The organism is Acinetobacter sp. ANC_7588 (assembly GCF_056783995.1).
In genome coordinates, this window is record NZ_JBWYIU010000007.1 from 52,530 (window position 1) to 73,975 (window position 21,446).

Annotated in this window: 18 protein-coding genes; 8 read left to right on the forward strand and 10 right to left on the reverse strand. The window is 38.2% G+C overall.

The window, feature by feature from the left end; all coding sequences use genetic code 11:
* Positions 1-127: 127 nt before the first annotated feature.
* Entirely contained in the window at positions 128-1,003 is an 876-nt protein-coding gene (locus AC1M9J_RS08170; RefSeq protein WP_481952143.1) for an AEC family transporter, read from the forward strand.
* On the opposite strand, the gene rdgB is transcribed toward AC1M9J_RS08170, so the two are convergent.
* On the reverse strand, positions 1,000-1,629 hold the full coding sequence (gene rdgB, locus AC1M9J_RS08175; RefSeq protein WP_481587585.1) for an RdgB/HAM1 family non-canonical purine NTP pyrophosphatase: 630 nt from the start codon (positions 1,627-1,629) through the stop codon (positions 1,000-1,002). The two genes, AC1M9J_RS08170 and rdgB, sit on opposite strands and share 4 nt — an antisense overlap.
* Positions 1,630-1,723: 94 nt before the next feature.
* On the opposite strand from rdgB, the gene AC1M9J_RS08180 reads away from it, so the two are divergent.
* Positions 1,724-2,179, forward strand: a complete 456-nt coding sequence (locus AC1M9J_RS08180) for a GNAT family N-acetyltransferase (protein WP_481952144.1) — start codon at positions 1,724-1,726, stop codon at positions 2,177-2,179.
* A 42-nt stretch (positions 2,180-2,221) separates the two neighbouring features.
* On the opposite strand, the gene AC1M9J_RS08185 is transcribed toward AC1M9J_RS08180, so the two are convergent.
* The 7 genes from AC1M9J_RS08185 to AC1M9J_RS08215 all read right to left on the reverse strand — a co-directional run bounded on the left by AC1M9J_RS08185 (position 2,222) and on the right by AC1M9J_RS08215 (position 12,138).
* Positions 2,222-2,812 (reverse strand): tetratricopeptide repeat protein, encoded by a 591-nt coding sequence (locus tag AC1M9J_RS08185; RefSeq protein ID WP_481597594.1) that lies wholly within the window; start codon positions 2,810-2,812, stop codon positions 2,222-2,224.
* Positions 2,809-3,402 (reverse strand): methionine biosynthesis protein MetW, encoded by a 594-nt coding sequence (metW, locus tag AC1M9J_RS08190; protein WP_035265257.1) that lies wholly within the window; start codon positions 3,400-3,402, stop codon positions 2,809-2,811. Before metW ends, AC1M9J_RS08185 begins: the two co-directional genes overlap by 4 nt.
* Positions 3,402-4,562, reverse strand: a complete 1,161-nt coding sequence (gene metX / locus AC1M9J_RS08195; RefSeq protein ID WP_035265259.1) for a homoserine O-succinyltransferase MetX — start codon at positions 4,560-4,562, stop codon at positions 3,402-3,404. The genes metW and metX overlap by 1 nt, the downstream gene beginning before the upstream one ends.
* A gap of 101 nt (positions 4,563-4,663) precedes the next feature.
* A complete protein-coding gene (leuA, locus tag AC1M9J_RS08200; RefSeq protein WP_035265262.1) occupies positions 4,664-6,361 on the reverse strand; it encodes a 2-isopropylmalate synthase in 1,698 nt (565 codons plus the stop codon).
* Positions 6,362-6,678: 317 nt separating this feature from the next.
* Positions 6,679-7,362, reverse strand: a complete 684-nt coding sequence (locus AC1M9J_RS08205; protein WP_481596278.1) for a Fe2+-dependent dioxygenase — start codon at positions 7,360-7,362, stop codon at positions 6,679-6,681.
* A gap of 64 nt (positions 7,363-7,426) precedes the next feature.
* Entirely contained in the window at positions 7,427-9,718 is a 2,292-nt protein-coding gene (locus AC1M9J_RS08210) for a TonB-dependent receptor (RefSeq protein WP_481952145.1), read from the reverse strand.
* Positions 9,719-9,999: 281 nt separating this feature from the next.
* A complete protein-coding gene (locus tag AC1M9J_RS08215; protein WP_481607800.1) occupies positions 10,000-12,138 on the reverse strand; it encodes a TonB-dependent receptor domain-containing protein in 2,139 nt (712 codons plus the stop codon).
* A gap of 266 nt (positions 12,139-12,404) precedes the next feature.
* Here AC1M9J_RS08215 and tig point away from each other — a divergent pair, with 266 nt between their 5' ends.
* From tig to AC1M9J_RS08235, 4 genes are all read left to right on the forward strand, one after another.
* Positions 12,405-13,736 (forward strand): trigger factor, encoded by a 1,332-nt coding sequence (gene tig / locus AC1M9J_RS08220; protein ID WP_180028337.1) that lies wholly within the window; start codon positions 12,405-12,407, stop codon positions 13,734-13,736.
* A gap of 192 nt (positions 13,737-13,928) precedes the next feature.
* A complete protein-coding gene (gene clpP / locus AC1M9J_RS08225; protein WP_035265270.1) occupies positions 13,929-14,540 on the forward strand; it encodes an ATP-dependent Clp endopeptidase proteolytic subunit ClpP in 612 nt (203 codons plus the stop codon).
* Between the two features lie 33 nt (positions 14,541-14,573).
* Positions 14,574-15,884 (forward strand): ATP-dependent protease ATP-binding subunit ClpX, encoded by a 1,311-nt coding sequence (gene clpX, locus AC1M9J_RS08230; protein ID WP_035265272.1) that lies wholly within the window; start codon positions 14,574-14,576, stop codon positions 15,882-15,884.
* A 138-nt stretch (positions 15,885-16,022) separates the two neighbouring features.
* Complete coding sequence (locus AC1M9J_RS08235) at positions 16,023-16,775, forward strand: DUF2846 domain-containing protein (protein ID WP_481952146.1); 753 nt, start codon at positions 16,023-16,025, stop codon at positions 16,773-16,775.
* A 27-nt stretch (positions 16,776-16,802) separates the two neighbouring features.
* Here the strand turns inward: AC1M9J_RS08235 and AC1M9J_RS08240 are convergent, their stop codons facing one another.
* Both AC1M9J_RS08240 and AC1M9J_RS08245 read right to left on the reverse strand, forming a co-directional pair.
* The gene (locus AC1M9J_RS08240; RefSeq protein ID WP_481597598.1) at positions 16,803-17,345 is read right to left on the reverse strand and encodes a DUF2059 domain-containing protein; all 543 of its coding nucleotides are present in this window, start codon (positions 17,343-17,345) and stop codon (positions 16,803-16,805) included.
* A 71-nt stretch (positions 17,346-17,416) separates the two neighbouring features.
* The gene (locus AC1M9J_RS08245) at positions 17,417-18,943 is read right to left on the reverse strand and encodes a fumarate hydratase (RefSeq protein WP_035265279.1); all 1,527 of its coding nucleotides are present in this window, start codon (positions 18,941-18,943) and stop codon (positions 17,417-17,419) included.
* Between the two features lie 408 nt (positions 18,944-19,351).
* Here AC1M9J_RS08245 and AC1M9J_RS08250 point away from each other — a divergent pair, with 408 nt between their 5' ends.
* Positions 19,352-20,347 carry an AraC family transcriptional regulator gene (locus tag AC1M9J_RS08250; RefSeq protein WP_481597599.1) on the forward strand — a complete coding sequence of 332 codons (996 nt, stop codon included), beginning with the start codon at positions 19,352-19,354 and terminating at the stop codon, positions 20,345-20,347.
* A 240-nt stretch (positions 20,348-20,587) separates the two neighbouring features.
* On the forward strand, positions 20,588-21,418 hold the full coding sequence (locus AC1M9J_RS08255) for an alpha/beta fold hydrolase (protein WP_481952147.1): 831 nt from the start codon (positions 20,588-20,590) through the stop codon (positions 21,416-21,418).
* Positions 21,419-21,446: the final 28 nt, after the last annotated feature.

Below are 21,446 nucleotides of genomic sequence, written 5' to 3' on the forward strand. Positions count from 1 at the left end.
TTTATGACAGCAAGTTGACGGAATTATTTCAGTTTGAAGTCATGGCTTTTTTATGTGTGCAAGAGACTTATCCTGAAGTGAAATAGATGTTGTGCTAAGATGAGAAAAAATCTATTTCATATTTAATATGGTTCTTCTACTCCCACTAGTCTCCTTTCTTATCGGCTATTTTGGCGTAGAATATTTACAAAAAATTCGTCCCTTTATGGCGATGTTGTTGGCGAAAGTGCTGATTCCTCTCATCATTATTTACAATATGGTGTTTTACCAAGAGGGCAGTATATGGTTGATGTTATTTAGTTTTATCGCTTCATTTTTGCTGTATTTATTTGTTTATTACCGTACAAAAGACAAATTAGTCTCCTTATGTTCCAGTTACCTAAACATGGCTTGGCTTGGCTTTCCATTTGCATTCGCTATTTTTGGTGCGCAAGCATCTAGTCCTATGGTTGCACTTTATGTCGGGGGCTCTATTTTTGGTAATATTTGTGCAGTGACCGTATTAAGTGCTGAAAAGCAGTCTGCGATGGAGATTTTGAGAAAGTTGACTTTCTCTCCACCGATTTTAGCTTTACTAGTTGCTGGTTTTCTTTCGTTATGGAATGTTAGTCATTTTCAGCAGAATGCAATAATTCAATCATTGTATATATTGGATAAGTGGTTAATGACCTTTACAGGGATGTGTATCCTTGGGATGTGGTTATCTCAAGTAAAAATTCACTTGTCCGACTTAATTGAAAGTTTAAAACTTGCTTTGATTAAATTTTTATTTGGTTTAGTGTGCTGTGCGGTAGCCTATTTGCTTCTACCGATTCCTCACGAACTGGTTATTATTGCGCTGATGTCTATGTTTTTTTTATTGCCACCCGCAGCGAATATTGTTGCTTTAGAAACACATTATTCAGGAACAGGCGTTTCAGCCCAATATATCGCAGCGGGTACCATCGTAAGTTGCATGACAATTGGTTTATTTGCCATGGTTTATCATGGACTGATCGTTTAGTTCGTTTCGAGGCTTGCTTTGAATAACTGCATGGCTTGACCACGATGACTGATCTTATTTTTTTCTTCTTTGGTCATTTCAGCGCTACTAATATTGAGTTCAGGTAGCCAAAACAGTGGGTCGTAGCCAAAACCATTTTTGCCACGTGCTACTTCCAAAATTTCACCTTTCCAGATTCCTTGGAAAATCTGAGGTAAAGGATCTTCAGCGTGTTGAACTAAGGCGAGTACACACACAAACATCCCTTCAATCACGTCACCATTGTTACGTAATGGTGCTAAATCCGCCAGTAATTTAGCATTATTGGCAGCATCATCGCCATGCTCACCAGCATAACGTGCAGAGTAAATACCAGGAGCACCACCAAGTGCAGGGACGCAAATACCTGAGTCATCTGCTATAGCTGGTTTACCCGAAATCTTAGAGGCATGTCGTGCTTTGATAATGGCATTTTCAACAAAACTTAACCCATCTTCCACCGCATCCTCAATGTTCAGTTGTCCTTGAGGCACAACGTTAACAGGGAGTTTTAATTCTTCAAATAACTTTTCGAACTCAGCTATTTTCCCTTTATTGTTGCTCGCTAAAACCAAAGTACCTTGATCTAACCAATCTTTAGACGCCATGTTGAATCACTTTCTGTTTCAAATTTGAAGCTATTCTAACGGATATTTGCGATGATACAGATGAACTCATCTTTAAAATAACCAATCATTAAACATGACAAATTTAAATAGCATTCATATTCGTCAAGCCGAGATCGCGGATGCTGAAAATATTGCATCCTGTATTGCTTTAGCTTTGAATCACTTTGATGAAATGCCAAAAAGTAAGTCCCTATTTTCAAAAGAAGCTCTTGTATCGCACATCAATCATCAAGAGATAAAATACTTTGTTGTAGAATTAGAGCAGTCGCTTGTGGGGGTGATTGCTTACAAACAACCCGCCCATATTTTTCATTTTTTTGTTCATCCAAATCTGCAATTTCAAGGCGTTGGAACTCATTTATTTAATTATGTGTTAGATCAATTAACTCAAACGGATATCCAACAGATAACAGTCAATGCACATATAGGGGCTGTTCATTTTTATAAAAAATTAGGTTTTACTTCACATAGTGAAGTGGACATATTCGAAGATATGAAATTCATAAGAATGAAGAAGATGATCGAATAAAAAAAGCACCGATAGGTGCTTTCTTCAAACTTATAAGCGTAATTAACGGCTTTGAATCCATTGATCAGCACGGTCACGTGCAGTACGAATTTGTTCTGGTGTCAGGTTGGCAGCCAAAGCCGTCTTTTTCGTCTCAGACATATTGATCACTTTATTATCTAACATGCCATCACGTGTAGAAAGCTCATACCATTGGTAAGCACCCATATAGTTTTTCTTTTGCTCTTCCATAACGGCTAAATTGAAGCTTGCACGATTGTCACCATGACTTGCTGCTTTTTCGAAGTATTGGCGAGCTAAGGTTTCATTTTTAGTAACACCAATACCATCAGCATACATACGACCCACATTCAGCTGAGCAGATGAAATACCTTGATCGGCTGCTGCCTTATACCAAACGAAAGCTTGTTTTAGGTCTTTAGCAACATCTTTACCATGTTGATAATGTGTTGCCAGATAAAACTGGGCAGCCGGTTGACCTGCTCGAGCAGCTTTTTGCAGCTCAGATACAGGCATACGTGAATACTGTGCAGCCAGTGCAGAAGTTGATGGTTGTTGAGGTACATAATCTGCATGAACTTGGAAACTCAACAACCCTAGAAATAATGAAGTACCTAAGAATAACTTTTTCATAGAGCGCTCACTCGATAAATCGCGACCTCGCCAAACAAGTTCGGGATATGCTTGCTGAGCAAACTCCCTTGTTGATTCCCATTCACGGCTAAACGGTCAATAATTTTAATTTGATTCTCAGCACAAAGTGCTTCGAAATCCTTAAACGTGCACAGATGGATATTTGGAGTGTTATACCACATATAGGGTAAGGCATCCGAAACAGGCATTTTCCCTTTTAAAGCAAGGAAAGAGCGTGTTTTCCAGTGTGCAAAGTTAGGAAAAGTAATAATTGCTTGTTTCCCAACACGCACCATATCGCGCAAAAGCACATCAGGTGCATCTACAGCTTGCAAAGCTTGTGCCATGACAACATAGTCAAATGACTGGTCTGCAAAGCGTCCCAAACCGAGGTTCAAGTCTTGTTGGATGATATTTAACCCTCGACTGACTGCAATTGCAATCTTTTCTTGATCGATTTCTAATCCGTATGCACGAATGTTGTGCTTTTTGCTCATATGAGCCAGTAATTCACCATCGCCACAACCAAGATCTAAAACGCTTGAATCAGGTTTAATCCATTTTTCTGCAAGCTTCTGATCGATACGCATTACACGGTCTCCTTAGGGGTTGAAGCAAGATGGTCTACACCACCTAAGAAAGCCCTTAAAGTTTTGACATATAAAGGGATAGGGAACAAGAACGAGTCATGACCTTGTTCTGCATCAATATCAACATAGCTCACAGGCTTATGATTGGTAATCAATGCATCCACAATCTCAACAGATCGGGAAGGAGAGAATCTCCAATCCGTAGTAAATGAAATCACAAGGAATTTACATTTTGTATTCGACATTGCTTTAACTAAAGATTGTTCATACTCACGAGAAGGATCGAAGTAATCCAAAGCTTTAGTCATGATCAAGTAGGTATTCGCATCAAAGTTACGACTAAATTGTTCACCTTGATAACGAAGATAACTTTCAACTTGGAATTCAACATCGAAACCATACATGAATTTGCCAGATTTTAAATCACGACCAAATTTTTGTTTCATGGCTTCTTCAGAAAGGTAAGTAATGTGACCTACCATCCGCGCTAGAATAAGACCACGTTTAGGATAGCTATCTTTTTCTAAATAGCGACCATGATGAAAATCAGGATCGGACAAAATGGATTGGCGCGCGACCTCATTAAATGCGATATTTTGCGCTGAAAGTTTAGGCGCACTGGCAATAATGACACAGTTATTTAATCGGTCAGGATAATCTACAGACCACTGAAGTGCCTGCATGCCTCCCAAAGAGCCACCAATAATAGAGTGCCAAACAGTGATACCAAGACGATCAGACAGCATTGCTTGAGTTTTAACCCAATCGCGCACGGTCACTAATGGAAAATCTGGACCATAAGGACGATTTTCATTTTCAGGATTTGGGGAGGTTGGTCCTGTTGATCCGTTACAACCACCAATATTGTTTAATGCCACCACAAAAAATGTATTGGTATCAATTGCTTTGCCTGGCCCAATACAAGCATCCCACCAACCTGCTTTTTTATCATCTTCATGGTGATAACCAGCAGCATGATGATGACCAGAAAGCGCATGGCAGATCAAAATTGCATTAGATTTATCTGCATTGAGTGTGCCATAAGTTTCGACCATCAATTCGAAACGTGGTAAAACGCGGCCACATTCTAATGCGAGTGGTTCTTCAAATTGGAACTTTTGTGGAACAACAATGCCCACTGAGTCAGCTGGAAAAGACACAGGATAAATTCGCCTAAAATCTTAAGTATGAATAAATAAAAGGATACCACTTGAGGGTATCCTTCTAAAGTCATTTTCGTGCTAAATATTATTGCTAATATTTATACTGCCGCAGCGATCACTTGATCTGTGCTCAAAACACCTTGATCAATTAAACGATTTGTACATGCAATAATTCCTTCAATAGATGAAGTCACGATGTTGTCATGTACACCAGCACCGAATGCTGATTTACCTGTACCTTTGACTTGAAGTTCAATTAGTGCCAACGCTTTAGCATTTGCACCAGAACCAATGCTACGTTCTTCATAGTTCACAACATCGATTGGCAACTGTAAAGCATCTAAAATTGCAGAGATTGGTCCGTTGCCTTCACCACGTAGATGTTGAACTTGACCACCGACTTCAATATCTAATTCAATGACTTGATTGCCATTTTCATCAGATAATCGATAGTTTTTCGCGACATAATGTTTATCTTTCTGATTTACATATGTACTTTGGAATAAACTCCAAATTTGCTCAGCAGAAACTTCTACGCCTTCTTCGTCAGCTACCTGTTGCACGACTTGCGAGAACTCAATTTGTAAGCGACGTGGTAATACGACGTTGTAGTTCGACTCTAACAAGTATGCGATACCACCTTTACCTGATTGTGAATTGACACGAATGACTGCGTCATAATCACGTCCCAAATCTTTAGGATCAATTGGTAAGTAAGGCATGTCCCAAATTTCTTCGTTTTTCTGGAACTCAAAGCCTTTTTTAATCGCATCTTGGTGTGAGCCAGAAAATGCAGTAAATACTAAATCACCCGCATATGGATGACGTGGATGAACGGGTATACCTGTACATTCTTCAATAGTAGAAATGATTTCATTAATATTTGAAAAATCTAGATTTGGAGCGACACCTTGGGTATACATATTTAATGCAATCGCTGCAACGTCAACGTTACCTGTACGTTCACCATTACCAAATACACAACCTTCCACACGATCAGCACCAGCCATGATCGCTAACTCGGATGCTGCAATACCGCATCCACGGTCATTGTGACAGTGTACAGAAATAATGACACCATCGCGGCGTTGTAAGTTGCGATGCATCCATTCAACTTGGTCAGCGTAAACATGAGGCCCAGAAACTTCAACAGTCGCGGGTAGATTCAAGATAACTTTATTATCTGGGCGAGCATCCCAAATTTCAGTGACTGCATCACAGACATCTTTTGCAACTTCTAATTCAGTTGCGGTAAAGCATTCAGGAGAGTATTGGAACACCCATTCAGTTTCAGGATATTGTGCTGCATATTCTTTCACTTTTTGAGCCGCATTCACCGCTAAGGCTTTCGCACCCGCTACATCAACATTCAATACTTTTTGACGGAATGTTGGTGAGTTTGAATTATAGATATGCACAATTGCACGTTTGGCACCTTGTAATGATTCAAATGTACGTTGAATCAAGTGATCACGAGCTTGAACTAATACTTCGATATAGACATCATCTGGAATATGATTTTCTTCGATTAATTTACGGGTAAAGTCAAAATCAATCTGTGAGGCAGATGGAAAGCCAATTTCAATATGTTTGAAACCAATTTTCACCAACATTTGGAACATCTTGAACTTTTGTTCAATGTTCATTGGTTCGAAAATAGCTTGGTTACCGTCACGGAGGTCGGTGCTCATCCAGATAGGCGCTTTATTAATTTCGTTATTTGGCCATTGACGGTCAGGTAAGTCTACACGTTGGTACATGCGACGGTATTTTTTGCTTGGATCAGCCAACATCATGAGATAACTCCTTTCATAGCACAACATGCTTGGGTCTTGTGTAAAGGCACTGCGCTATTTATATCGATTGTGTCTATTCTATCAATTTACAAGTGGCTTACTGCATCATTTTGCTGAATTCCCTAAAAATCTTTTGAATATATAGAGCTTAGCTATACCGTCACAGTGCTTGTAAATTCTTTCTTTTAGTATAGTGCGATCTTCAAGAGAATTATTCCCTGATTTAGATCAAAGTATGATGAATGTGAAATTTTTTTTCACAATATATTTTTTTTTAATAATATTTTTCATTATAAAAATTAACTGTGAAAAATAAATTATAGTTCTGCCCATTTTCGAATTAAATTGTGATAGAGGCTCGTGAGTTTGATGACTTGCTCATGTTGATCCCCTAATTCCATACGAAGTTGCTGAATAGATTGATCTAAAGTAAATAACATATGTCGATTTGAATCATCTCGAATCATACTTTGTACCCAAAAAAATGATGCCAAGCGACAACCCGATTGGATAGAAGTGACCTCATGTAAGCTAGTAGATGGATAAAGTATCAAATCTCCTGCAGGGAGTTTGACTTCGTGATATCCATAAGTATCTTCAATGACTAATTCACCGCCGTCATATTCGTGCGGATCACTCAAGAATAAAGTACAAGATAAATCTGTTCTCAAGCGTTCTTGTGAGCCTTGAACTCTGCGAATCGAATTGTCGACATGAAAACCGAATGATTGATGCTGTTCATAGCGATTAAACAGAGGAGGGATGATATCTAGTGGAATTGCTGCTGATAAGAATAAAGGATGTTGACCTAGGGATTCTAAAATAATATCACCTAGATGTTTGGTCAGGGGATGATCATTGGAAAGTTGCTGATTATGTTTCACTGTTGCAGAGAGTGTTCCAGCTGTTACCTTTCCATTGACCCAATCTACTTTAGACATTTCTTCACGAAAATATCGAACTTGTTCAGGGCTTAGAATATTTGGAATATGATGAATCACTACGATCACTCACTGCTTTAGGTGATGAAAAGCATAGCTTGTATAGAGCTATGCTGAAATGAAATTAAAACTTGAAATTTAAAGACAATACAGCATTTCGACCTTCAGCTTCAGTTGCATAATGCGAAGCATAAGCTTTCGTGAAATAACGTGTATCTGAGAGATTATTGACGTTCAATTGAAGATCAATATCTGAATTTACTTGATAGCGAGCCATGGCGTCATAACGAACATAGCCTGGTACAAATTTGGTATTTGCAGCATCTCCATACACTCGATCCATAGCTAAAACACCAGCACCTAATTGTAATTTAGGGAGAACTTGGTAAGTTGTCCACAAAGTGGCAGAGTGTTTTGCGACATTTTGGACTTGGTTACCATTAGTTGGGCTAGCCGAATAACTTCCATCGCTATTTTTGACATAACCTGCATCAACAATTTCACTATCTAAATATGTGTATCCTGCAGATAAAGCCCATTTATTTGTGATATTGCCGTTTAAGCCTAATTCAACGCCATCAACACGTGTCTCACCAATATTTCTTGTAAATCCATCACTATCTAAAGCGCGAGTATTTTCTTTTTCTGTACGGAAAATAGCAGCTGTGAGATTAATTCTGTTATTCAAAAGGTCCCATTTGGTTCCGATTTCATAGGTTTTGACTTCTTCAGGTTTGAGGTTGTTAATTGCTCTTGCTTGTGCATCAGTCGTATTTCGTCCTGGGACACTTAACCCTTCTGAACCATTACCAGCATCGATTCCAACGGGATTAGCTGAAGTCGCATAGCTTGCATAAATTGATCCATTTTCTCTTGGTTTAAAGGTTAATCCAGCTTGATAATTGAAGAAATCGTGTTTTGAATTATATTTTGTTCCTGCTTGAATTGCTGAAGTGCCTGAACCAGTATCTTGATTGTATTTCATTTCAGTTTCGAATTCATCCCAGCGAATACCAAGGTCAAGGAGCCACTGAGGATTAAGCTCAATATTATTTAGGGCATATACTGATTGTGTTTCAGATTTAATCTTCATGACATTTGGATTAGCTTGAACTTTACCTAGCCAAGCATCATTCGAATTGGGGTTATAAAGATCAGTACACCAACCATTTGAAATATTTAATGAGCATGCATTATTAGCACCACTACCGCCTATTAACGTGGTATTAGGGTCGGTTACAATGTTTGTGCCGCGTTCAGAATCTTGTTTACTGTATTCAGCACCCAAATTGAAATTATGTTTTATGATGCCTGTTTGGAATTTACCTGTTAATGCGAGTTGATCTGTAAAACTGTCAGTGGTTGTTAGGTTGGTATTTAGACGACGCCAAACTTTTCCATTTGCGACGTTGCCCTGACTGTCATCTGGTTGAGTCCATAAGTAATTATTTTTTGATTTGCTATAGACAGCAGTATTCGTCAAGCTTAGATTTTCGGTAAAATCGTGCTCTAGCTTAAGAGTCCCAATTTGATTTTCTTGCTTTTGAAAATCACGATTTAACCAACCGTAGTATGTACCCTGTTGAACATCAACGGGTGAGCCGACGGTCGCTTTTCTGTCAGTGTCGTATTTATATGGAATACCTGAATCTGGCTTATCATCAGACTTTAGGTAGTAGTAGGCTAGTGTCGCTCGAGTGGGCATGTCTAACCCAAAGCTAATACTTGGTGCAATACCAGCACGTTCATATTCAGCGCCATTATGTTGTCCCGCTTTTTCATTCTGGTGACCCATTGCCACGACACGAGTCGCAATACCATTCCCAAAATCTTTATTTGCATCTAATGTGATACGTGCATAAGCATCAGTACCGCCAGCAACAGAGCCTTGGAAAGCATCTCCAGATTTGGCTAATTTGGAAATTAGGTTAATACTACCACCCGTGGAACCTCCACCACCTAAAGTAGAGGCGGAGCCTTTGGTGACTTCAACCTGTTCAACGGCAAACATTTCTCGGTTTTGAGAAGTAGAGTTCCTCACACCGTCAACGTACATTGAACTTTCAGAGTTATAACCACGGATAAATGGACGGTCACCATTTGGGTTGCCACCTTCGCCCGCACCAAGCGTAATTCCTGGAACAGTTCTTAGAGCATCAGAAAGCGTAGTCACTTGAGTATCTTGTATCTGTTTTTGAGAAATAACAGAGATTGATTTTGGGGTATCGAGTAAGGGAGCAACGTATTTAGCGTTTGAGGATTTGTCGACTTTAAATGACTGCTCTGATTGAGCCTCTGATTTAATTGTTTCTAAATGCGCTGTATCTTCTTGTGCGAAAGTTTGACCTGAAATAACAGCCAATGACGTTGCTATTGCAGATGAAACGATTTTTTTACGTGTCGTGATAAAGGCCATGTTCAACCTGATATGAATTTGTTTTCAGGTTGAGAATAATAATGATTCTTTTTTAGCTTTAACGGGTCTTAAAATTGATATTTGCGATTTAAGTTAAGCTAAATAACGGAAGCTTAAATGTAATAATGTAATATTTTATGTATAAGTAAATGAATTTAAATAATATTGGAAAAATTAAAGTTTCTACATTTTTGTATGGCTATTTTTGATAGGGAATTAAATTTTAATAAAATAAAAAACCCTGCTAGCGCAGGGTTTTACTAGAGAGAATCTACCTAGAATTAGAAATCATATGAAATAGATAACCAGTAGTTACGACCAGCTAAGTATGTGCCTTCAGAGCTACGTCCAATTGAAAGATATTTATAAGCTTGTTGAAGATCGCCGTTAATATCTACATATTCCATATTTTGAGTAAAGTCTTTATCCAATAGATTGTTTACTGCAGCATTAATACGAATTTTATCGTTCAGTTGATAACTTGCACCAAGATTAAATAAATTATAACCAGAAAATTCGTTATTGGTTTGTTCCAAAATACTAATTGAGCCAGCGTCTGTAGGTTCACTAGTAAATCGAGGACGACCAGATTGATATTCATGTTGTAACCATAGGTCTAAAGAGTCATTAATGTGCCAAGTAGATGTTAGGCTAGCTAAATGTTTCGCAGTAGACTCTAAAGCATATCCTTTGTCTTGACCTTTAGTTATTTCTGAATCGGTATAGGTGTAAGCCGCTTTTAAGCTCCATTCTGGAATAATTTGATAATTTAGGGATGTCTCTAAACCATAAATTTCTGCTTCATCCGTGTTGAAACTCTTGCTATAAGAAGTTGCTTTATCACTAAGATTAGAGCAATCATTGGTGTTACAACTGAACGTTCTAGAAACGATCTTGTCTTCAACAACGTTGAAGAATACAGTTGCTGTAAGGTTAAAATTATCAGAAGGTTGATAATTAAATCCAAGCTCATAGTTGATTGATGTTTCAGGATCTAAATCTGGATTTCCAAGACTCGGTGTAGCACCTTGACCACTATAACCATTGATTCCGTCGTAAAGATCCTTAGCGGATGGTGTTTTATAACCTGTACTTACGCCACCTTTGATCGTTAGTGCATCATTGGTGTTCCAAACTAAATAAGCCCGCGGACTAAATTGTCCACCAAATCCGCTATGATCTTCGAAGCGACCACCGAATGTGAAAAATAAGTTGTCTTTGAGTTGCCATTCATCTTCAGCGTAGAGAGACCAAGTATCCTGTGTAAATTCTTTTCCTATACCTGCAATATCATCTGCAATGGTTGTATCTTTGTATTCAGTACCAACTGTCAATTTATGACTTTTGATTGGTGCAACAATATGAGAGTCAATCACAAGATCTTTATTTTCGAGTTTTCGAGCTTGACCTGCTAACTCTGGGAATGCATCTGTTGGAATGGTGCGACCTTGGGTCTCTGTTGTGTTATGGCTTAGATAAGTTTTCCACAAACCAAAATCATAGTTACCATCATGACCAAGTGCAAATTGAGTTCGATTGAACTCAAGCTCATCGTTATAGCCTGCGATACCACCACGAGAAATAAAGTTTCCTAAACGTTGATCTGTGTTGTCATAGCGTTGGCTAGAATAAAAACCATCGATCCATAAAGCATTTTGTTCATCTAATTTAAAGTCTAATTTTGCACCATAATCATAATTATCTGCTTTACTTGGGCGTGGATCACGGCTAGTCGAACCCTCAACAATACGTTCAGAACGTTGACGATCCAAATAGCTACCTCTTAATTGTAAACCTAAGCGGTCATTAATAAGTGGACCATTAATCACAAAACTAGATTTCCAAGAGTCTGCTTCAGCATTACTTTCCATAATGTTGCCACTCGTTGTGACATTTGCTGACCACTGATCTGCTACTTTTTTAGTAATGATATTGATCACACCACCCATTGCTTCTGAACCATAGCGAGTAGCCATTGGTCCACGGATAACTTCAATTCGCTCAATAGCGGCTAGAGGTGGTAAAAAACTATTAGAGGTTTCACCAAAGCCATTAGGTGTTACATCTGATGAGGTTGTTTGACGGCGTCCATCAATAAGAACTAAGCTATAGTCATTACCAAGACCACGCATCTTAACGTTAAGGCCAGATGTTTTCCCAACTCCAGAACGAATATCAATACCAGGGACATCTGATAAAAGATCAGCGATGCTTGTCGCATTTTTCTTTTCAATATCTTCTTTAGTTACAACACTAATAGATGCAGGTGCATTTTTAATATCCTGCTCAAAACCCGCAGCAGAAACGACAATTGTCGAAAGTTGATGAGCACTACTTTCATTTGTGGTATTTGCAAATGTTACACCGCTAGACAAAGCGAATAATGCAACTGTAAGAGGTTGAAGCTTAAACTTACTCATATTATGTTCTTCCGCTGGTATGAGTGATGCTTGAGGGCATGATCAAATTTGATGCAAATATTAATGATAAACTTTATCATTTGCAATAAAAAACAAACAATAATTAAGAAATATGAATTGAATATGGTCAAACCTTGTGAGCAAAAAAAATATTCTCAGGTTCATAAAAAAGATGGTTTGAAAAAGGTATTTTGTATATCTTTGATTGTTGTCATATAATGTGGCACTTTAAAAATTGCAATTACTATTTCTATATCGAGGAAGCCATGCAAGTAACTTCTGAAGCGGTTTCGGGCGTAGCCCGTCGTTTAAATGTATCTGTACCGACGAGCCGTGTTAATGAGCAATTCGAAGCTCGTTTAAAACGTACTGCTAAAACAGTTAAGATCAACGGCTTCCGTCCAGGTAAAGTGCCTTTAAATGTTGTTCGTCGTGAATACGGCGCGAGCATTTACCAAGAAGTGGTAAATGATGTTATTCGTGACACAGTATTCGAAGCAATTCAACAAGAGAAAATCAATGCTGTAGGCATGCCTAACATTGAAAAAGTTGAAAACAAAGAAGATGCTTTAGTTTATGAAGCAACTGTTGAAGTTTACCCAGAAGTTTCAGTTAAGTTTGACGGTTTAGAAGTTGAACGTAAATCTACTGAAGTAAATGATAAAGATGTAGATCAAATGATCGAAAATCTTCAAAAGCAACGCGCGACTTGGACTGAAACAAAAGGCATGGCTAAAAAAGACATGCAAGTTACTTTTGATTTCGAAGGTTCTATTGACGGCGAAAAATTTGAAGGTGGTTCTGCTGAAGACTTCAAACTTGTATTAGGTTCTGGTCGTATGATCCCTGGCTTCGAAGACGGTATCGTTGGTATGAAGAAAGGCGAAGAGAAAGTAATTGATGTAACTTTCCCTGAAGATTACCAAGCAGAAAACCTTGCAGGTAAATCAGCTCAATTCAAAATCACAGTTAAGCTTGTTGAAAAACAAAAGCTTCCTGACGTAGATGCTGAATTCCTAAAAATCTTTGGTTTAACTGAAGAAGAAGGTGTTGAGAAGTTAAAAGCTGACGTTCGCAAAAATATGGAACGTGAAGTGAAAAACGGTCTTCGCAATCAAGTGAAAGGTGCAACTTTTGATGCGCTTGTAGCTGCAAATGAAATCGAAGTACCTGCATCTATGTTGTCTCAAGAAATTGACCGTCAACGTCAACAAATGATCCAACAGTTTACTCAACAGTTTGGTGCTCAAGGCGCTAAAGCATTTGATTCAAGCATGCTTCCAGATGAATTATTCAAAGAGCAAGCTGAAAAATCAGTAAAATTAGGTGTTTTGGTGAGCAGTATTCTTGCTGAAGCAAAAATCGAAGTTGATCAAGCACGTGTAGAAGCTTATATCGAAGATATGGCGACTTCTTATGAAGATCCTACTGAAGTTATTGAATACTTCAAAAATGATAAGCAACAACGTGCACAAATCGAAGCTGTTGTTTTAGAAGACCAAGTTGTAGATCACATCTTAGCGTCTGCTAAAGTAACTGATAAAGCTGTTAGCTATGAAGAATTGTTGAAAGAACAACAAGCTCGTCAACAAGGCTAATCGGTTATCCGAAGGAAGAGGCGCTTAACGCGCCTTTTTTCTTGTAAAAAATATGGATCAACTTGTCCTGTATTCACAAAGCCTAATTAAAAAATATCTGATATTTAATGGTGAATATTTTGCATTTTCGACAATTATCCCTCATATTGTGAAAATGTATTGAGTGACAAAAAATTCAGGAATAAATAACGTATGTATGTTCCAACAATTGATAATGCTTTGGTTCCAGTTGTCGTAGAGCAATCATCTCGTGGTGAGCGTTCTTTTGATATTTTCTCGCGTCTTTTGCGCGAACGTGTAATTTTCTTAACGGGTGAAGTTGAAGACAATATGGCGAACTTAATCGTTGCGCAAATGTTGTTCTTAGAAGCTGAGAATCCAGAAAAAGATATTCATCTGTACATTAACTCACCTGGTGGTTCAGTGACTGCGGGTATGGCAATTTACGATACGATGCAATTCATCAAACCAGATGTCGTGACATATTGTATGGGCCAAGCAGCCTCAATGGGCGCTTTTTTATTGAATGCTGGTGCTAAGGGTAAACGTTACTGCTTAGAAAACGCTCGTGTTATGATTCACCAACCATTGGGTGGTTTCCGTGGTCAAGCTTCAGATATTGAAATTCATGCACGTGAAATTCTATTTATTAAAGAGCGTTTGAACCGTCTAATGGCTGAACACAGTGGCCAAGATTATGAAACTGTTGCACGTGATACAGACCGTGATAACTTTATGACCGCTCAAGCTGCAAAAGAATATGGTTTGGTCGATGAAGTTTTAACGAAACGTCCGCAACTTTAAGCTGTAAAGCATAGAAATTTATTTGGAGTGAAGATGTCTGAAAATCCTCAAGGACAAAAGCATTGTTCATTTTGCGGTAAAACGCAGTCTGAAGTGGGTAAACTCATTGCAGGCGAGGACGCTTACATTTGTAATGAATGTGTAGATGTATGCTTAGATTTAGTTCAGACGAGCCAGCAAGTCGAAACTGGTGAATGGGCAACTCGTCCATTACCTAAGCCGCATGAAATTCGTGCAGCTTTAGATCAATATGTGATTGGTCAAGACACTGCGAAAAAAACGCTCTCTGTTGCGGTATATAACCACTATAAACGTCTTAAAGTGACTCAATCAACTGCAAAGTCAGAAGATCGTGTAGAACTTGCTAAAAGCAATATCTTACTCATAGGACCAACAGGTTCGGGTAAGACTTTGTTGGCGCAAACTTTAGCGCGCTTATTAGATGTGCCATTTGCGATGGCTGATGCAACGACATTAACTGAAGCTGGTTATGTTGGTGAAGATGTTGAGAATATCGTTCAAAAATTGCTACAAAAAGCAGATTACGATGTTGAGAAAGCACAGAAGGGTATCATTTATATCGACGAGATCGATAAGATTACCCGTAAGTCTGAAAATCCTTCAATAACACGTGATGTTTCAGGTGAAGGTGTTCAACAAGCGCTTTTAAAAATGATCGAAGGCACGGTAGCTTCAATTCCACCTCAAGGTGGTCGTAAGCATCCACAGCAAGAGTTCATTCAAATTGATACGTCTAATATCCTGTTCATCTGCGGTGGTGCATTCTCTGGTTTGGAGCGTGTCGTGCAACAGCGTCAAGAAAAAGGTGGAATTGGTTTCACTGCTGACGTGAAGACTAAAGATGACTCTAAGAAGTTATCTGAATTATTTAGTCAGGTAGAAGCTGCCGATCTTGTGAAATTTGGTTTAATCCCTGAATTCATTGGTCGTCTGCCAGTGATTGCAACGCTCGAAGAATTGGACGAAGAAGCATTAATGCAAATTTTGACTGAACCAAAAAATGCATTAACGCGTCAGTATCAATACTTGTTCGAAATGGAAGATGTTGATCTATTATTTGAAGATTCAGCATTGCGAGCTGTTGCGAAAAAAGCACTTGAGCGTAATACAGGTGCACGTGGTTTACGTTCAATTCTTGAAAACGTCTTACTCGATACGATGTACGATTTACCAAGTCGCTCTGATATTGGTACTGTTGTGATCAATGAAGCTGTGATCAATGAAAATGCTGAACCAGAATATCGAACTGAGCGCCAACCTAAACAAGAACAACAAGTTGAAGAAAAGGTCGATTTAAAGATTTTAGATACTAAATCTGCTTAATTGATTGTAATTCATCTGAAACGCGTAAAAAGTCCCACTTTTTGCGCGTTTTTTGTTTTTAATCTCGGATTGAGATGATAATCTAACGATAACAAAAATATGACATAGAATAAAAAGTATTCGTGATGAGGGATAATCATGCGATCAACCGTAGCAGTGTGTGCTTTGAGTCTGTTTCTTGTGGCATGTCAGACACATAAAGGGCTTAACGATAATAATCAAACTCATGTGGTTTCAACGTTAAAACCGGTAGATTTTAGTGAGAAAAAAACTTTTGTATCTCAGAAGCTAGCTCAATATAAAGTTGCAGGATTTGATCTGGGCTCATGGGTAAATCAAAAACCAGGACAGTTTTTCAGCCGTGTAAAACCTCAACATCAGCAAGCCGCAGTGTTGTATCTGTACCGTCCTGATAGTAAGTGGAATCGTCAGGAAATTATTGCACCGAGTTTTTTTCTAAATGGTAAGCGCATTCCGAGTTTAATCAGCAATCATTATTATTGGATAGAGCTGGCTGAAGGGGATTATCAACTTAGTATCAGTCGACCTTTAACTGTGATGCATTTTCAAAAACCTTTGGTTGCAAGTTTTAGTGTTAAAGCGGGGCAGCAGTATTTCTTAAAATATGAAGAAGAACAGTTTCGAGGTGGACCAAATGGTAGTGAAGATCTCCTCAGAGTTGGACCATTGATGCAAATGCCAACAAAACAGGCATTAAGAGAAATTGGCATGACTCAGTTGAAAACGCCTGGGCTTAACTATGTTGCCGTTATTCAACCGAACGGAACATTGCAAAAATCAAAAGAAAAAATTAAAAATAAAGAATATAAAGCCAGTGATGATGTGCGCTTAACAGAACCTTTTAAGATATATGATCCACGCACATGGTAACTCTGATTCAGCAGAATGGTTTTTAGCTTATTTCGAGTCAGTATGAATACTTTGTTTTTGTAGTTGTTCTAATTTCTTTTGGACTTCAGCAAAATTCTTTTCTGTAGATTGTAAAGAGCCTGCAAGTTGTTGATTCAGGATTTTCATGGATTCTTGAGCAACAAGTGGACCTTTATTTAAAATGGATTGACCTGTTGGAGAGGAATAAAAGTCGATCTGGGCTTGAACTTCTTCGGCATCATAGACATCTTTATAAATTTTCAGATAGATCGGTTTAAGTTTTTCCCAAGAAGTTTGCTTAATATTTTCTTGGTGAATTTTATCAGCCAGCTCATTGGCAATAACTTGTTGTTGTGGTGTTAATTTTTCGGCCTTAACAATATTTTGAACAATGCTATAGGCCTGTTGATCAATTTGAGGTCGGATTTGTTTAAGTGTACTTTGTAAGAGCTGATCTAAATTCAATACTTGTATGAGTTTTTCGATTTGTTGATCAGTCGCTTGAGCTGCCATAACCGCAGGTGAGCAGATCATGCATCCGCTCAAAAATAATGTTCTTAAAATTTTCATGAGTATTCTCGGTATAAAAAAGCACCCTAATGATAGAGTGCTTTTTTAACTTGAGACAAGTCGAATATTATTTATTGTGCAGCTGCATCTACAACTGGAATTTTACCAATTTTAGCCTGCCAAATTTTTGGTGCAGTTGCGTGAACTGATGTTCCGTTAACGTCTACTGCAACAGATACAGGCATATCTTTAACCACGAACTTATAGATTGCTTCCATACCTAAATCTTCAAAAGCGACAACTTCCGCTTCACGAATTGCTTTAGATACGAGATATGCAGCACCGCCTACAGCCATGAGGTAAGTTGCTTTATTGTCTTTGATAGCTTCAATCGCAGCAGGACCGCGGTCCGCTTTACCGATCATACCGAAAAGACCAGTTGCTTCTAAAACTTGACGTGTGAACTTATCCATACGTGTTGCAGTTGTTGGACCTGCAGGACCTACAACTTCGTCACCCACTGGATCAACAGGACCAACGTAGTAAATGAACTTACCTTTAAGGTCTACAGGAAGCTCTTCACCGTTGTTTAACATATCAACCATACGTTTGTGCGCAGCGTCACGACCTGTATAGATTGTGCCGTTAAGAAGAAGCGTATCACCTGGTTTCCAAGAGTTCATTTCTTCTTGTGTGATGTTATCTAAGTCAACACGTTTAGAAGAAGATGAGTCCCAAGTGACTTCAGGATAGTCTTCAAGTTTAGGTGCAATAATATTCGCAACACCTGTACCGTCTAGTGTGAAGTGTGCGTGACGAGTCGCAGCACAGTTCGGAATCATACCCACTGGTTTGCCCGCAGCGTGACAAGGGTAGTCTTTAATTTTGATGTCTAGAACAGTCGTTAAGCCACCAAGACCTTGTGCACCGATACCTAAAGCATTTACTTTCTCGAAGATTTCGATACGAAGTTCTTCAAGTTTATTTTGCGGACCTCGACGAAGTAGTTCGTCCATGTTGATCTCTTCCATCAATGCTTCTTTTGCAAGCATCATGGCTTTCTCAGCAGTACCACCGATCCCAATACCAAGCATACCAGGAGGACACCAGCCTGCACCCATGGTTGGTACAGTTTTCAGTACCCAGTCCACGATTGAATCGGATGGGTTTAACATAGCAAGTTTAGATTTATTTTCTGAACCACCACCTTTTGCTGCAACAGTGATATCAACTTTGTTACCTGGAACAAGTTTATGGTAGATCACAGCAGGGGTGTTATCCTTCGTATTCTTACGGCCAAAAGCAGGATCAGCAAGTACAGATGCGCGAAGTACGTTAGAGTTTTCTAAGTAACCTTGGCGAACACCTTCGTTAATCGCGTCGTCTAAGCTCATTGTTAAATCAAATTTAACGTCCATGCCCACTTCAACGAATACGTTGACGATACCAGTATCTTGACAGATCGGACGGTGACCTTCGGCACACATACGTGAATTGATTAAGATTTGTGCGATCGCATCTTTGGCAGCTTTGTTTTCTTCACGGTCATACGCACGACTCATTGCTTGGATGAAGTCTTGTGGATGATAGTAAGAAATGAACTGAAGCGCATCTTTAACGGATGTGATCAAGTCGTCTTGCTTGATAATAGTTGTCATACAAATATCTCTTGAGCGGGCTGATAGCTAGCGGGCTAAATTATAAGACAAAATGATTCAATTGTGGCTTTTTTGCTGAGGAATTGGGCGAAAGTTTAAGAGAGCAGATTCATTCATAGAAAAGTTAAAATTAATATTTGCTAATTAATTTTTTAGATGGAAATACGTTTACGTAATAAGTTGTTTAAGCTTTTTATACGTAACAATAATTTTTTTCAAATTTATCTCATAATATTTTTAGATTAAATGGGTGAAATTTCACTATTTTAGTCATCAATAATTCTAATACATTGACTTTATGAAATTAAATTTTGTTAAGATTTTCAATAGAAAGTATTAAGTAAATATTTATATAATTAAAAATCAATATTATTTATATATTTCATAAAATCTAGAAGTTAATTAAATATGAAGTCAAGTGACGCTGGAGTCTTTCTGAGTTATGCCTATATCACAATGCAACAGATGGGATTAAATGTAGAGCAAATTTTAGAAGATGTAAGATTGCCCGCACAGTTGCCTGATAAGACAGTTCGCAGAGATAATTCATGTCAGTACCGATTTTGGAATACAGCGCAAAAAGTTTCTAATGACAGAGATATTGGTTTACATGTAGGAGAGCATTTTCCTGTAATTAGAGGCTCAGTGATTGAGTATCTGTTTTTGAGTAGTTCGGGATTTAAAGTTGGACTAGAGAAAGCTTTAAATTACCAAAAATTACTTTCTTCAGCTTTTCATTTTAGCCTGTTCACAGATGAGCATGTTGCTGGAATTCAAGGGTTCAATCATCCTGTTCGGCACTATTTAGAGATTGTGATCAGTGTGATTTTAAAGTTTTTGAAATTCATTACAGATGATCAATTCCGCCCAATTAAAATTTATTTACCCTATGAATATGGTGCGACATTAATAGAATACAAGCGCGTATGGGGATGTGAAGTTGAGTTGGGCTGTCCAGATGGGAAAATTATATTTGATGCAGCGTTGTTGAATTTAAAATTTGACTGGTATGAGCCTGAATTATTTGCCATCCATGAAACTTATGCAAAACGTCAGATGAGACAGGTTGAAAAATATGAACTTATTTCTGATATAGAACAAATTCTAGCTGATGTTTTACTCGAATCAGGCAATGTTCAATTAAAGCATGTGGCAGACAAGTTAAATATGAAGGTCAACACCTTGCGTGCATCTTTAAACGATATTGACACTTCTTTTGAGAAAATTCTAACTCATTATCGTATTCGGACTGCAAAGCAATTATTAGCATCCAAAGAGATTTCCATGTGCCATATTGTCAGCGTTCTCGGTTTCTCAGAGAGTTCTGTTTTTTCACGAGCATTTAAACGTTGGACGGGTGAGACACCTTTGCAATACCGAAAAAGAAAAATCTCCAGAAAATGATTCAATTGATACTTAAACTATATCATCTGAGTCAATTAAACTTATGCCAAATCCGTTACTTTAATCTGAGGTAGAACAGTTTTAACCCTCTAAATGGTTACTTGGTTTTTAACACATTTAAGTTTTTAATGAAGTTCTAATCCTAATAAATCGAATTAAATTTTAAGAAAATATTCAATTGCTTAAGAATTAATTTGATTTCATATTCAATTATTATTCAACCAATTTAAGGAGTTGAAAATGAGTTATGTAAAGACTAAAGACGGTGTTGAAATTTTTTATAAAGATTGGGGATCACGTGACGGTGAGGTTCTTTTTTTTCATCATGGGTGGCCTTTAAGTTCAGATGATTGGGATGCGCAAATACTTTACTTTTTAGACAAAGGTTACCGTGTAGTGGCGCATGACCGCCGTGGTCATGGACGATCTTCTCAAGTGTCTGAAGGTCATGATATGGATCATTATGCTGATGATGTTGCGGCTGTTGTAGAGCATTTGGGCATTAAAAAGGCGATTCATATTGGTCATTCAACAGGCGGTGGAGAGGTTGCACACTATATAGCAAGATATGGTGAGGAACGTGTCTCTAAAGCTGTTCTTGTGAGCTCTGTACCACCTTATATGGTGAAAACCGAAGATAATCCAAATGGATTGCCGAAAGCTGTTTTTGATGATATGCAGGCTCAGTTATTTAAAAATCGAGCTGAATTCTATCGTGCTGTACCTGAAGGTCCATTTTATGGCTTTAATCGTTCAAATGCGAAGCCGTCTGAGCCGGTGATTCAGAATTGGTGGAGACAAGGAATGATGGGTTCTGCTAAAGCTCATTATGAAGGGATTGTGGCTTTCTCCCAAACTGATTTTAGAGAAGACCTTAAGAAAATTTCAGTGCCAGTATTAGTTTTACATGGTGATGATGACCAAATTGTTCCTCTTGATATTTCAGGAAAGTTATCGGCTGAATTGGTACAAAATGGAACTTTAAAAATTTATCCAGGTTATTCACATGGGATGCTTACTATTAATCATGACGTGATTAACCCTGATCTTCTTGCATTTATTCAAAGTTAATTTTCGATCTTGTCTTAAACAAGAACTC